This is a genomic window from Dawidia cretensis, assembly GCF_018598175.1.
Taxonomy (GTDB): Bacteria; Bacteroidota; Bacteroidia; order Cytophagales; family Cyclobacteriaceae; genus Ohtaekwangia; species Ohtaekwangia cretensis.
The window spans coordinates 241,804-257,139 of the sequence record NZ_JAHESE010000006.1 but is presented as its reverse complement, the minus strand read 5'-3'; the positions used below and the strand labels follow the sequence as shown (position 1 = coordinate 257,139).

Sequence of the window (15,336 nt, the reverse complement as noted above, 5' to 3'; positions counted from 1 at the left end):
ACGTCGTCAGGGTCGCAACGACTTTGGGCCATACTTCTACGAACAAGGTAGCTACTTCCTATATACTGCCAATAATAAGAAGACACAATTTACGCACAATGTATTCACAAGCAAAAGATAACCCAGACCTCTAAAAGTCTGGGTATAGAGTGGGTCATGAGTATATCATCAGTAGGTTATCTCTTTGTTATAGGGCAAATTGACCTGAGTTTGAGGGAGATGTCGTGTATACAGTATAAGGCTGATGTAGAGACGTTGTGTGCCGGTTATGCGGCTGTTTTGCGGATTTATAAGCCAACTATGCGGTATCGGCAAGGAAGCGCGGCTTGATTTATGCGTCTGCCGCGAATTTTGGGGAAATGTAATGGGCACGTGCGCAGGCAACGCTTTCATAAAAAGGCCAATCGGTCTCTTGTTAATATTCCCAGCCGAGTGTCAGCTCCAGCATGGCCAGGAAGCTAGACTCGCGTTCGTCCTCAACGCGTCCGTCCGTATAGGTAGTATCATCTTTCAACGCAATCGACGGGCCGAGGAACGCGCCGACACCAAACACAAACCGGCTGTCGGGATTGCGCCAGCGCCAGCCGCCGTTGGCCATGAGATTCAGGTCACTGAATTCGTTGTCCCACTTCACCCGGCCGTCAGACTCACTCTTGCCAAACGAATAATCGATTGCTCCACCAATATACCAGGCGCCGATGGCATTTGCAAAAAGTTTCTTATACCCGATGCCCAGGCCTAACGCGCCTGGCGACACCGTTACGTCGTCGTCGCCGTCGATCGTGGTGACGTGGTATAATACGCCGAAGTACGGAAGGCGCACATGCGGGGCCAGGTAGTGGCCCTGGTCGGAGATCTTAAACTCGGCTTGTACAATGGGACCGAATTGCAGCAGGCCGAGGGGGTTGACCTGCAGCGCCCACGCGGGCAAAGCTTTGCCTGTACGTTGGTGCGCGGTGGGGCGTATAGTGTTTGCGATGGCAATACGGCGCGCGCTGGCGTATTGCGCGGATACCGGCGTGGAGCACAGAATAAACATTGCGGCGAAAGTCCGGGCAATGGAAAAACAATACATAGATTTTTTCATCATGAAGCGGGTTGACGGTTCGGTATGTATACCCCGAGGTAAAATAGCTCGGGCATGGACTTGTATCCAACGCAGAGGCAGGTGTATCAAAATTCCGAAGTGGTGAGAACAACTACAATAGAACAAAGGTTACAGCCGAAACTTAACACTACGTTCACGCATGATCATGTGGTAAAGTTTGGCGCAACGGACTGGTTTAGCTAGTTTTATAGGTGTTTGGCAGGGCGTTGCTGTTGCCAGGTCGCGGTTTCACGCTGTTTGTGTACCATGAAAAAAAACTTCCTCTTTCTTCTTCTGGCGCTGTGCGGATGGTCCTTGAAGGCACAGCAGGCCGTGCTGACCGCGCGTAAGGTAACGGCCGATGCCGCCATCCGTGCGATGTTGGACGAGCGGTTTACATCATACGAGCTGGTATCGCTCGAACGGCCGGCGCTAACCACCCTGGCACGCACGGGTACATTTCGGATCTCATTTGACGCGTCTGGTATGCCAGGTGACGTTGTGCTCGAGTCGAACGATCTTCGGCACGCAGATTATCGCGCAGTGGTGACCACCGACCGCGGCGAGCGCGAGGAGACTTATGCCGCCGCCCAATGGTTTAAGGGATATTATAATGGAGACCGGCAGCAGCCCGCACGTTTTAGCGTGCGCGATGACGGGCTATCAGGGTACTATGTTCGACAAGACACCGTCTGGTTCGTTAAGCCGGTGGGGAGCTTTTTGCCCGGTACGGATCCTCAATTGTATATAGTATATTCCACTGGCGCGACAGGCTGGGAACAGCTTTTCTGCGAGGCACCCGCGACAACGTATGATCGCAGCATAGCCGCTGCGGTGGTACGGGCACACTCCGTCGCGGCAGAAACGGCGGTAGGTAAGCAGTTGCTCATTGCCACGGAAGCATCCTATAATTATTATGCAACGCGTGGTGAAGCTACCAATGCGCATATTCTGGAAGTTCTCAACGAGATCGAGGGACTTTACGAACGCGATTTCGGCGTAACCTTTCGGGTGACGTATCAGCATGCCTACGCCGTTGACGACGATCCCTATGATTCGAACGAAAGCCTGGTGTTGCTTGAGCAATTTCGCACGGAATGGAATAATGGGTATACCCACGTTTCGCGCAACCTGGCTTTTTTGTTTAATACTACGACTATACCCTCGGGAGCCGTTGGCCGTGCCTACCAGGGGCAAGCGTGCGAGGATCGGGAGTATGCCTATGGATATTTTTCACGCGACAATCCGGCGTTCGAGACGATTGCCGTGGCGCATGAGATCGGGCATTTATTAGGCGCCGTACACGAGCAGGGGGGGTGCGACGTGGTGCATACCCTGATGTGTCCCTCGCTCGGCGGAGACCTGACGTTTAGCGACGTGGCACAAAAGGCTATTATGGATTACCTGGCGAGCCATTCGTGCTTCGACGTGCCGCTTACTATAAGCCTGCACCCCGTGCCAGCCCGTACTGACCTGGTGATACAATGTTCGGAGATGAAATTTTCGGTGGCACTTTACGATATCATGGGCAGTAGGGTATTTGAACATCGGTATGATCAGGGCGAGGCGCATATTCCGGTGGCAAACATGCCGCAGGGCATTTATATGGCAGTGATCCGGTCGGCAACCCGAATGGCAACCCGCAGGCTTGAAATTTTAAGGTAATACTGATAGTATAGAGAATTTTCTCGTTAAGGGAATTTTATTGTTAACGCTTCCTTAATTTTATTGTAAGATTTGATACATAGTAATGGTCTAACATTGTATAGCACCGATAGCGATAAAACCCGATAACCTAGGCAACCATGACAACAAAATTGGGCACTTGTTTGGAAGGGGAACTGGTTTCTCTATTAATAGCTGGCCACGAGCCGGCGTTGGCGGAATTGTTCCGGCGATTCGAAGCCAAGCTGTATACCTATGCGCTTAAATTTGCCCGGCAGCAAGAGCTCGCCGAAGAGATTCTGCAAGATGTGTTTGTGAGCCTCTGGGAGTATCGCGCCGAAATTGACACTTCTTTGCCGCTCAGCGCTCTATTATATAGAATGACGCGCAACAAGATCCTGAATGCCCTACGCCAGGAAACCCGCCTGGCTCAACAGCGCAAGACTTACAGCTTTTCCATGGAAGTTAGCCGCGATCTGACGGAAGAGCGCGTGGTGCTGAACGACTACCACCGTATTATGGATAAGGCCATCGAAAACCTGCCCAAGCAACGCCGTTCGATCTTTAAAATGAATCACCTGGACGGCATGAGCTACGACGAAATTGCCGAAACGCTGGGCATTTCCCGCAACACGGTACGCAACCAAATGATCAAATCGATGAAGTATGTGCGCGATTTCCTGAGCGCCAACGTCGATTTGAATATCAATACGATCATTGTGCTTCATTTATTAACATACTTAGCATAAACATAATGTAGAGGCCAGTAGTCCTCAGGTACCTTGCGTGGTGTAATATAAATGTACATGCAAGAACCTGTGAAATTACCGACAGCCATTCAAGACCTTTTGGAGAAGTACCTGGCCGGCGCCTGTTCGCCGGAAGAGGTACGGCAGGTTCGTAAACACATGGCGGACCCGGCGCTCGAGCAAGCCCTCGATACATTCATGCAAGCGAAATGGGCGCAGCTTCCGGAAAGCATTTCCGACGATCGGAGCGTGCTCTCGAAAGAGCGCTACAGCCGGATCCAACGGCGCATTGGCGTGCGAAAGACAATACCGTTCTCCTGGTATTATGCCGCTGCCAGTGTGGTCCTGATGCTGCTGGCCGGCGCCACGTATATGTTCCGCCACAATGTGCTGGACATCATCGATCCCATTGAAACGATTACGTATACCACGGCCCCCGGCCAACAGCTCTCGGTGCGTTTGCCCGACGGCAGCCGGGTATGGATGAATACGGCTTCGCGCCTGAGCTTTCCGGAAAAATTCCGCGGCGATACGCGTCATATATATTTGAGCGGCGAGGCTTTCTTTGAAGTGGCGCACGACAAGAAAAAGCCATTCTTTGTGCACGTCGACAATTTTTATACACGGGTGCTGGGGACATCTTTTAACGTCAAGGCCTACCCGCATGCGGATGAACCGATCTATGTTACTGTCGCGACCGGTAAGGTAGCGGTGGGCGTATCGGACTCACTCGAGCATGATCGCGAGCTGACACGGTTAACGCCCAACCACCGGGTGTTGTACGACCGTATGGCCCACACAATATGCGGCGACTCCATCGCCGTGGGACAGGTGTCGGCGTGGCGTGAAGGGCGCCTGGTCTTCCGGCAAGCGACTTTACCAGAAATGGTTTTAACATTGGAACGCTGGTATGGGGTCTCGATCACGGTGCAGCCACCGATGACGAGCGTCACATGTTCTTTTACCGCAGAGTACTACGCCGGAATTTCGTTGCACGATGTATTAGAGGCTTTACAGATCACCGGTAAGATCTCTTATACCATGGAGGGCAATACTGTAGTAATTCAAACACAGGGCAGCTGCCGCTAGCGGTCGGCCGACGCTGCTCCAGGATTTTAGTCGTTCGAAAAATAGTAAGACGCTACCCGGCATTTCGGTGTGGCCTGAGATTCGTACGCCCTCACCGGCGCGGCGCTGTCGCCTTTAACTGTGTATAAAAAGTCTGTCGAATAATTATATATGATGCTATTTTCTACAAAGACCCCTTTAACCCAACTTCCTAACCTACTATTGTTCCTGGGACTGTGCTTGTTGCCCTTGGGGCTGCAAGCCAGTCCTACTCCTGACCCGCAAGAAGATATCTTTATCTCCATCCATTTTACCAGTATACCGTTACCTCGTGCGTTGGACGAGATCAGCAAAAAGAGCGGCCTCAGCATTACTTACAACGATGCCGACCTCAATAAAAACACCCGCGTTACGTTCGGGCAGGATCATGTAAGCGTGGCCGACGCGTTGCGTCAGGTATTGAAAGGTACGGGCCTGGGGTATCGCGATTTCAAAGGGATCATTGTCATCTATAAACTACCACCGCCACCCCGCGCAGAGGCTAAGGGTACGGTACAGGGTATCCTGTCGGATGGCCAGTCGGGCGAGCCGCTGATCGGCGCCAGCGTGCGTGTGCTCGGCACGTCGCTGGGCGGCAGCACCGACGTAAATGGTCACTATGAAATCAAAGACGTGACACCGGGAATATACCAGCTGGCGGTGTCGTATATCGGGTATGAAACATCGGTGCTGCGCGATGTGCATGTGCAGGCTGGGCAGGTTACACAGATCGACCATAAGCTCAGCACGTCCAAGACCGAGCTGCAGTCCATTGAGATCATCGGCAACGGCGTGCTGTCGGGTAATGTTGTAGAGACCAACGAAAGCGCCATGGTCAGTTCCATCCGCCAATCGCCGATCATCATCACGGGGATCTCGGCGCAGCAGATCAACCGCTCCATCGACCAGGATGCGGGCGAGGTGGCCCGTCGTCTTCCGGGGGTATCGGTGCTCAACAATTTTGTGAATATCCGCGGCATGCACGAGCGGTATAATCTCACGATTCTGAACGATATGATTGCGCCCAGTTCGGAGACTGACCGCCGCGCTTTTTCGTACGATCTTTTGCCCAGTAACATGATCGACAAAATGACGGTATACCGCAGTCCGGCACCTGACCTGCTGGCAGACTGGGCCGGCGGCGTGATTAAAGTGGAAACGAAGAATACAGCCATTGCCCGTCAGTTCGAGGTCAATTTGTCGGGTTGGGTACGCGACCAGTCCACCGGCAAGGACTACTATACATACGACGGGGGTGGAAGTGATTGGTTGGGCAAAGACGATGGCACGCGTGCGCTGCCGGAAGGTTTTCCGGCGATATTTCAAATTCCCGGTACATCGCCGGAGCAGGTGAACGCCGATGGCCGCACCCGTAAGCTGATGTTGATTTCGTCGGAAGAGCTGGCCGCCAACGCACAGTGGGGCAAGAAGCTGTACAGCCGCTGGAACCTGCAGCGCGATAAGGCGCCTCTCGACTATCGGGCCGGCGTTAATTACTACGACTCGTGGATGCTGGGCAAAATGCGACTGAACAATCTGACGTCGATCAATACCACGCAAACCACACAGATCATCAACCAGAATTTTTATCCGTCGCGGTATTACGATGAGAAAGGGGAACTGATCGATGCCCGGTCGTACGAAGACACGATCAGCCGCAAAAGTGCGCGATGGGGACTGTTGCAGAACCTGCGGTTGCGCATCAATCCCAACCACTCACTGGAGCTGAAGGGGATCTTTAACCAGTTGGGCTCTGATGAGACCTACGTGCGCGATGGTTTCAACTACGTCAATGACCTTGACCTGGGCTACTCTACCAAGGTTTTTTATACCTACCGCAGTCGCTCTATTCTGAGCGCACAGTTGGCCGGTAACCATACGTTGGGAAAAAAGCACGATCACCAGCTGAACTGGAGCGGTGGTTACAGTGTCTCGAAAGACGAGCTGCCGGGGCAGCGGATGTTATACCTGCAGGGCAGTAATGGTGAGAAGGATGAGAAACGCTCTCTCCTGGTAGGAAATCAGCTGGGCGCGTTTTCCATTGCCAACTCGTTATATTACTCTGATTCGCACGAAGAGAACTTTACAGGCTTCCTGGATTATGAAAAGAAATTCGGGAAAGATATCTCGGTGAAGGTGGGCGCATTCGACGAGAAGAAGACGCGCGACATCGATGGCCGGCTGATCAACATCAGCACCGACCCCGACCAGTTACCGCGTTATCTGACGACGGCTGAAGGTGAGCGCGTAGATCAGTTTGATGCTGAGAGAGTGCTCAATCCGGATAATTTCCGCGAAGGTGGAAACGGGCTGTTTATTTTCGACAATAATTATTTATCAGGACAATATAGGTTTACGGGTAACATCGTTGCGGGGTACGTCGCAGTAAACCTTCCTATCATTTCCAAGCGGCTGAGCGCTTACGGCGGTGTTCGGTACGAGCGTCAGGACCTGGAAATTATGACGCCTTATATCCTCCGGCTCCGGGCAGACTCGACGGTGGTAGACCGCACGGCGTCGTACTGGTTGCCGTCGATCAACCTGAAGTATAACATCCGCGAGCACGTCGTGGTGCGTGCGGCTTTCGGCCAGACGATTAACCGGCCGAACTACCGGGAGATGGTTCCGATCGCGGTGAACGATCCACGGCTCGAGCTGCTGCAAAGTGGTAACAGCCAGCTGGTGGATGCCCGGATCGATAATTATGATCTGCGGGTGGAGTGGTACGCCAGCGAATCGGAATTCATTTCGGTGGGTGTGTTCTACAAGCGCATCGAAAACGCCATCGAGCCCTATATCTCGACCGACGGCAAAAACGAGCAGATGTTTTTTTCGAATACGCCGCAGGCCAACGTACGGGGTGTAGAGCTGGAGATTCGTCAGGGTTTAAACTTTTTGCCGGTGCGGTGGGCGCGATACTTTTCGACGATCGCCAACCTGGCCTTGCTGGATAGCAAGGTGGAGTTTGCCGACAGCCTGTTCCCCACCCAACCGGGAAACTTTCGCGACTCGCGTCCCAAAGAGCGCCAGCTGGAAGGTACGGCCAAATATGTTATCAATGCCGGTTTGTATTTCGAACATCCCGAGTGGGGTACGAAGATTTCGTTGTTGTACAATGTGCTGGGGCAACGGCTGGTCTATGCTGGAACCTCTACTTTTCCGGCCACCTACGAAATGCCACGGCACGTGCTCGACCTGACGTACCGCCAGAAGCTGACGAAGCAGCTGGAGTTTCGCGCCGGCGTTCAGGATATCCTGAACCAACCCCGCAAGCTGTACCGCGATTACGACCGCGACGAGAAATACAATCCGGACCGGTGGACGAAGCTGCCGTACAAGGACTATACATTTCAACGCTATAAGCCCGGCAGCTATTGGATGCTGGGAATCAACCTGACCTTCTGAGGCAAGGCAGGTGTACCATGCCGCGAAACGAGGTATAATGAACTGGGATGCAAAGACGATGACTAAAAAAGTATAACCAACAACCTAAAAAAAAGATTGCGCCCCGCGGCGAAACGGGGCGCAATGACACAATGAAATACGGAACTCAGTCCAGTTCCATAATTAAACTTAATACAAACTTAATTAAGACACAATGAAAAACAAATTCCTTTTAAGCGCGGTATGCGCGACTGCCCTGGCGACGGGTATGTTTTCATGTCAGGATGCAGCAGAAGATGTAAAGCCTGGCGCGGTTGCTTCTGAAGAGATCAACCTGCCTATCAAATACGTCGGCGCTGCCAACCTGGCTGCCTGTAAGACTAAAGCTGACATTACGTATTACCTGAATAACGGCGAACTGAACTGGGTGAAGGATACGCTGTATTGCCTTTGCGGTGACGTTCGCGTTCCTGCCACCAAGCAGCTGAACATCGCTGCCGGTACAACCATTCGTGGTCAGAAAGTATCGCGCGCGTCCCTCACGGCGGTAGTAGGTGCTAAGATCAATGCCACCGGTACGCCGGCCAGCCCGATCATCTTTACTACTACTGCCAATGCCGGTACTCGTGCACGCGGCGACTGGGGTGGTATCATCCTCCTGGGCCGGGCTCGTGTAAACCAAACAGCTCCAATCAAAGCAGAAGGTTTCCCCAATGACATCACACACCCCACCAGCCCTGCTCCTACCTATGGTAGCAACGTAGATACCTTCAACGGCGAGTCTTCGGGCACGCTGACCTATGTACGGATCGAATACGCTGGTGTCGCACTGCCGGGTGTTCCCAATAGTGAGAAGAACGGTCTGACCCTGGCGGGTGTAGGTAGCACTACAGTAATTGACCACGTGCAAGTATCTTCCGGCGCTGATGACGGCTTCGAGTGGTTCGGCGGTACTGTAAACGCTAAGTACCTGATCTCGCACAAGAACCTGGATGACGACTTTGATACCGACTTCGGTTTCTCCGGTAAAGTGCAGTTCGGGGTTGTATCACGCGACCCTGCTGCTGCCGACGTTTCGTCTTCCAACGGTTTCGAGTCCGACAACGACGGAACTGGCAGTACGGCTACTCCGCGCACGTCTGCGATCTTCAGCAACTTCACGGTTATCGGTCCCATTCAGTGCTCGAACACGTACAACTCACTGTATAACGATGGTCTGCATCTTCGCAGAAGAACTGGTATCGATGTTTACAACACGATTGTTGTAGGCTGGAAAAGAAACCAGATTTACGCGGATCCTGCTTCGATTCTCTCGACTCCTGCGGTAGCAGCTCCTGGCGACGTGATCTTCAGAAACAACCTGGCCGTACGTCCTCAGTCCATCGCGACGCCGATCGTGGTTGAGCCTGTTGCTCCGAACAATGTTTGGTCTGTGAGCGCTACGAACGTGGCTACTGCCGCTACGGTTTGCGCCGCTACGAATGCTACCAACGGTGGTATCTATCGCGCCAGCGGCCTGTCGTCTACGGCCTGGACGTTGACGGCTGTGAACTTCGCACCCCTGGCTACCACGGGCACCTATACCTCGCCGGTGTTGACGCAAGGTACAAACGCCAACGCTGTCAACGCTTTCTTTACTGCGAACACAACTTCGACTACTGCGACCACTACTTACTACATCGGTGCTCGTCGTGTAGCCGACGACAATGGCTGGAACACATCTTCTGGCTGGATCAACTGGCAGCCTGAGACAGCGTCGTATCCGAACGACGGTGACGTGAACATCCTGTAAGAACAAACAACAACAACAACTACGGTGACCAACACCATTTCCTTTTGACTTGAACCTGGACTGAGAGATCCTGAAGCAGCGCTGCCCCGTAAGGCAGTCTGCTTCTTTTTCTACACTAAAAAAGAGCATGACCGATTATCATCGTAAGGACATTAACCACTTGAAATCTTTGCATAAATCTATACATACTATGTTTTCATTCTTGTCCGGCCCTCTTCGGAGCATGGCGCGTTTGCTTGCCATGCCGGGGATCGTTATGCTTTTACTGGTTTATTACTCCTGCCAGGAAGAAGAAAATCTTCCTCCGCTGAAAATCTTCAGCATTACGCCGATGAACGTGCAGCTCGGCGACACGATTGAAATATCCGGGCAAGGTTTCAGCCCGGGATTTGACTACAACGAAATTACTTTTACCGGGGGCGCAGTGACCTACTCGCTGCCCGGCTCCACGACGGAGAAGATTCTCGTGGAAGTGCCCGACGGCGCACAGTCGGGCGAAATGATCGTCGATATTCTGGATGTTGAGATGGCCACTGCGCCGTCGGTCGAAGTACATCCTCCCGTGATTAACGAAGTGACGCCGGCAGAGGCCTGGGTGGGTGACAGCCTGGTAATCCGCGGCGAGAACTTTCAGCGCAATGCGGTACGAAATAATGTGAAGCTGGGCCGGGTAGAAGCCCCGACGCTCCTGTCTTCCAAAACAGAATTGACGGTGCTTGTGCCGCAAAATGCTGAAGACGGTCCCGTGTCCGTGATGGGCGTAGCGGGCCCGCAGTTTACGGTGAAGCCGTCGGTAATTTATGGGATAGTTCCCACACACGGCGTGGTGGGTGATACAATTGAAATACGAGGCCGGGGCATGAATGCACAGAATGTCCACTTTGCGCCGGGCATTCCGGCCACGATCATCCTGGACGGAAGCGGCGCGCGTACCGTACGCGTTGTAGTTCCCGTGGGCGCGACCGATGGCGCTATTACGATTCGGAATAACATCAATGACAAGGAACTTATACTGACGACGCCGCAGGATTTCCTGATTTATCCTAACATCGCCGAGATGACTCCCCTGAGTGGCTATGCAGGCATCGCGGTGACGCTCTCGGGTCATAACTTCAGCCCGGTAGCAGAAGACAATATTGTACGCTTCAACGGGCAGCAGGCCGTCGTCACGAAGGCTACCACGAATGAGCTATTGGTTACTGTACCCACGGGAGTCACGACCGGTCCGGTTTCGATCACCGTAAACGGTCGTGAAACGCCGGGGCCGGTGTTTACGGCGACTTCAGAGGGAACGCCGATCGTGCTGGCGATGTCGCCGCGCAGCGGTAGCGCAGGCAGCCGCGTGCAACTGGACGGTATAAACTTCGGCGAAACGGCCGCGGGCAATACCGTGCGTTTTGCCGGCAACGCCACCGCTACTATCATCAGCGCCTCGGCTACGCAACTCGTTGTGGAAGTGCCGCCGCAGGCGATTACAGGCCTGGTGACTGTCACGAAAGACGGAAAGACCGGTGTTGCGCCGACCTATACGATCAACTCCGTGGCGCTTCCGTTCCTGACGTCGGTCTCACCGGCCAGCGCCCGGCCTGGCAGCTCCATTACTGTGAAGGGCGGCAACTTCAATGCCGTGGCGGGCCTGGTGCTGAGTACTGAAAACAATGAACGGTTTACCGTAAGCGCTGTTACGGCAACGGAGTTTGTGGCAATGGTTCCGCAAAACCTGATACCGGGCGATTACTCGCTGTTTGTCATACAAGGTGGCCGCGCCAGCAACACGATACCATTCGAGGTGGCGGGTAACCCGGTGCTGCAGTCGATCGATGTGACGGAGGGTACACCCGGTACGATCGTGACAATCACGGGTACTGAACTACATAGCAGAGAAGTTAAGAATATCGTGCGGTTCGGTACGGAAACGGCGGTGTTGGTAAATCCGGCCGATGCCAATCCCAACACGGTGGCGGTCTATGTTCCTAACGTTGAGGCAGGGGTGTATAACATTACCCTGACGACGTTTGGTGTGACGTCCAACAGTCTTTCCTTTACGGTGAAGCCGAGTGGCGCGCCGGTCAGAAATATACTCTATACGGAAAACGAGGCTCCTTCAAGATTCGCGGTCAAGCGGCGGACGAACGACCCGCCTTCTGAGTCAACGCTCTTCGAGCGGACCTTTGCCCTCCAGCCGATGTATGCTCTGACACTGGATCTTGCCGGGCAGAAGGCTTATTTCGCCGACGACGTGATTGGTGGACCAACCGCCGTCGCCCGAGCCAATTACGATCAGTCGGGCTACCAGGTGCTTTATTCCGGTGAGCACGGGATCGGCCAGATCCTCGACCTGTCGCTCGACATCGCGCACCAGAAGGTTTACATAACAGACTTCGTAAACGTGCTCTACCGGGGTGATATGGATGGTTCCGGTCCGCTGGAGATGCTTTATGATTTCGGGTCGCACGGCATTTTGCCGATCGGCGTTTCGTACGAGCCCGAAGCTGATGCACTGTACATCATCAGCGGCTACCCGGAGATTGCTCCTTTCAAAGTATTGCGGGGCGCGGCAGACGGCAGCGGGCTTACGGACCTGTTCGACGAAAGCGACGGTCTCACCTATCCCGTCGATGTAAAGGTAGACGTTGGCAGCGGACAGTTGTTTGTGCTGGACGGCTACAATACCATCAAGGTCGGTAACCTCGATGGTTCGGGGGGGATGACGACGCTGGCGACACGTAACCGCGAGATACTGGGCATCTCGCTGGATACGGGCGATGATTTTGTCTACTGGATGGAATATTCGAACGATACTAAAACACTGGCATCGGTGTTCCGTCAGAAATATGATGGATCGACTGAAGCGGAAGAAGTATATACCAATATAGCACAACTGGAGTTAACCTTTGAGCCTTGGCTCGGCGGTATGCGCGCTGGATTGGTGGTAGAGGATGCCGGCGGAGCGTCTGCCCGTGGCTGGAAGTTCTCTTCGATGAAGGCAAACAGGAGTTCACGACAGCCGGTGAAACGACTAGGACCCATAGCCCGGCCGGGCAAATAATATCAACCCTTATAAACACAATGAAAACGAAAAGAATTTTACTCAGTTCCCGCCTGGTGGCCGTCGCAGTGTTGACGATCGCCGGCTTTTTGGTTGCCCCTGCCGTACGCGCGCAGGTTTGCGTAGGCGACTCGCTTGCGCTGGTAGAAATCTACCGTGCTACCAATGGCGCCAGCTGGACTTCGTCCACGAATTGGTTGACAGGCCCTGCTAGCACCTGGCAAGGTGTCGAGGTAACGGGCGAACGCGTTACATCCCTGACGCTTACTTTTAACAACCTGACGGGCTCGCTGCCGCTGCACCTGGGTTTCCTGCAGGAGTTGAACGGTCTGAGCCTGCAAGGCAACGCGCTGACCGGTCCCGTGCCGGTAGCCCTGGTATTTTTGCAGAAGTTGAAAACCGTAAACCTGTCGGACAATGAGCTAACGGGCAGCATACCCGCCACAATGGGTCTGACGCTGTCGCTTTCGAGCCTCAACCTGTCGGGCAACAAGCTGACCGGTTCGATCCCCGTAACCTTTGCGCTGCTGTCGAAGCTGCGCGCGCTCAATCTTTCCAACAACCAGCTGACGGGCAGCATTCCCGCGGCGCTGGGCCTGCTCAGCGGTCTGCAGACGCTGGAGCTGAACGACAACCAACTGACAGGCCAGATCCCCAACACGATCGGCAACCTGAACAGCCTGCGTGAGTTCTTCCTGTTCAACAACAAGCTGACGGGTGCTATTCCTAACGCCATCGGCAGCATGGACAGTGTAGTATTTATCAACCTGTCGAACAACCGCCTGACCGGCGCAGTGCCTGCCTCGATCGTGAACGACAAGCTGTTGTACTTCCTCAACGTGGAGTCAAACCAAATCAAGGATGTGCCGAACCTGTCGGCTTCGACCTCGCTGCTGCAATTGTACGTAGCCAACAACAAACTGACGTATGCCGACATCGAGCCGAACATTGTTAACGCGCAGAACGGTAACTATGCTCCGCAAGACAGCGTGGGTGCCAACGCGGTGGTAACTGTTTGCGCCGGTAGTTCTGTGACGTTGCCCGGCAACTATATCGAGGCATCGCCGAACAACAGCTATACCTGGTTCAAGAAAGATCTGTCGTACATTGCTGAGCCTTCTACCGACGCGTCGTTTACGATCACCAACGCTACGCCTGCCGACGCCGGTCTCTACACGGTGGAGATCAGCAACAGCGTGGCCGTTGACCTGTTCCTGTACCGCCGTACGGTTCGCGTGAAGGTGGGTACATGTGCCGGCAAGACTGCCAGCACCAGCAACATCAGCGTATTTCCGGTTCCGTTTGACGGAGCTACTACCGTAGCGGTTGGCGGCGAAGCAGCCCAGGTAGTGGTACTGGACGGCAGCGGCACCGTGCGTGAGCAATACGATGTGGCGGCGCAAGGGTCTGTGCAGATCGGTCAGCGCCTCGAGCGCGGCACGTATCTGATCCAGACAATCCAGGGCGACAAGAAGGAATCAGTAAGAGTCATTAAGAAATAATCTGACGTCCGGCCGGGCGGTGAAAGGATGCACACGCATCCTTTCATTTTTTTTATAACCTGATACACCCATGCATTATGAAACGCGTCATTAGTTTTTTATCCATCATCGTTTTTGTTGCCGGCTGTAAGGAGCCGGCGCGGGTAGATAAACGTGTACCCGTTAACGGCACGCCCGTGAGCGTTCAGCTGCCTGCAGGTTTTTATGCCGATCCTACAATCGCGGGGTTCCGGCATAACATATACAGCGCCACCATTTTGGTGATGAGTATTCCGATCGAGTACCACCAGGCGCTGGTCGATATGGCCAAGGATAAGCTTGCCGCGGTGGGCCAGCAGCTTGTATCCCGCGAGGATGTCAAGGTGAACGGTGCGGAGGGTGTTTTGTGCAAGCTCTATTACGAAGAACGCGGCATGAACTTCTACCAATGGCGGCTGATCGTGCCGGAGCGTGGCAATACGCTGACGGTGAACGGCACGTTTACGGCCGATCAGGACAAGGAAATTTCCGGTACGGTGCGCGACGCCCTGCTGACGACGCAGGTAGATCCCGTGTGGAAGCCCGATACCGCGTCGATCAGCTTCCGGGTACGGCCGCCGGCCGACCTGAAATTGGCAAAGGTATTCGAGGGGCCAAGCGTGATGTATACACATGACGGGTCGTGGACGAACGACGCCATCTTTTCGTATTCCATGCTGATGGGACGTAATGCACATGCTGTGGATAAGAAATCGATCTATGCCCTGGAAAGTTTTCGGCAATTGTGCTCCACATGCATCATTGAGCATCAGGACAGCACGCTGGTAGTAGACGGCCTGCCGGGTATAGAGGTCTGGGGTACGCGCACCGATTCGCTGGCGACGCGCCTGAAATATCAGGCTATTTTGTTCGACAGCACCATGAGCTACTACGTAGTGGGCACGGCCGATAAGGCGCATGCCGACAAGCTGGAGGATTTCCGGGCGTCGGTGCGGACGTGGCGGAAAAGGTAGCAGATCGGG

9 protein-coding genes are annotated in these 15,336 nt (G+C 54.0%); 8 read left to right on the top strand and 1 reads right to left on the bottom strand.

From position 1 onward, the window contains the following. Positions 1-415: 415 nt before the first annotated feature. Positions 416-1,090: a hypothetical protein gene (locus KK062_RS09590; RefSeq protein ID WP_254084067.1), complete on the bottom strand. Its 675-nt coding sequence runs from the start codon at positions 1,088-1,090 to the stop codon at positions 416-418. Between the two features lie 264 nt (positions 1,091-1,354). Between KK062_RS09590 and KK062_RS09585 the strand changes: the two genes are divergently transcribed. The 8 genes from KK062_RS09585 to KK062_RS09550 all read left to right on the top strand — a co-directional run bounded on the left by KK062_RS09585 (position 1,355) and on the right by KK062_RS09550 (position 15,327). Then, positions 1,355-2,752 (top strand): zinc-dependent metalloprotease, encoded by a 1,398-nt coding sequence (locus KK062_RS09585; RefSeq protein WP_254084066.1) that lies wholly within the window; start codon positions 1,355-1,357, stop codon positions 2,750-2,752. 140 nt (positions 2,753-2,892) lie between these two features. Next, complete coding sequence (locus tag KK062_RS09580) at positions 2,893-3,501, top strand: RNA polymerase sigma factor (RefSeq protein ID WP_254084065.1); 609 nt, start codon at positions 2,893-2,895, stop codon at positions 3,499-3,501. 69 nt (positions 3,502-3,570) lie between these two features. Then, complete coding sequence (locus tag KK062_RS09575) at positions 3,571-4,590, top strand: FecR family protein (RefSeq protein ID WP_254084064.1); 1,020 nt, start codon at positions 3,571-3,573, stop codon at positions 4,588-4,590. Between the two features lie 150 nt (positions 4,591-4,740). Continuing rightward, entirely contained in the window at positions 4,741-8,013 is a 3,273-nt protein-coding gene (locus tag KK062_RS09570) for a TonB-dependent receptor (protein WP_254084063.1), read from the top strand. A gap of 193 nt (positions 8,014-8,206) precedes the next feature. Continuing rightward, positions 8,207-9,784, top strand: a complete 1,578-nt coding sequence (locus KK062_RS09565) for a beta-helix domain-containing protein (protein ID WP_254084062.1) — start codon at positions 8,207-8,209, stop codon at positions 9,782-9,784. Positions 9,785-10,040: 256 nt separating this feature from the next. Beyond that, the gene (locus KK062_RS09560; RefSeq protein ID WP_254084061.1) at positions 10,041-12,833 is read left to right on the top strand and encodes an IPT/TIG domain-containing protein; all 2,793 of its coding nucleotides are present in this window, start codon (positions 10,041-10,043) and stop codon (positions 12,831-12,833) included. Positions 12,834-12,853: 20 nt separating this feature from the next. After that, the gene (locus tag KK062_RS09555) at positions 12,854-14,335 is read left to right on the top strand and encodes an immunoglobulin domain-containing protein (protein WP_254084060.1); all 1,482 of its coding nucleotides are present in this window, start codon (positions 12,854-12,856) and stop codon (positions 14,333-14,335) included. 77 nt (positions 14,336-14,412) lie between these two features. Next, on the top strand, positions 14,413-15,327 hold the full coding sequence (locus KK062_RS09550; RefSeq protein WP_254084059.1) for a hypothetical protein: 915 nt from the start codon (positions 14,413-14,415) through the stop codon (positions 15,325-15,327). The last annotated feature ends 9 nt before the right edge of the window (positions 15,328-15,336 follow it).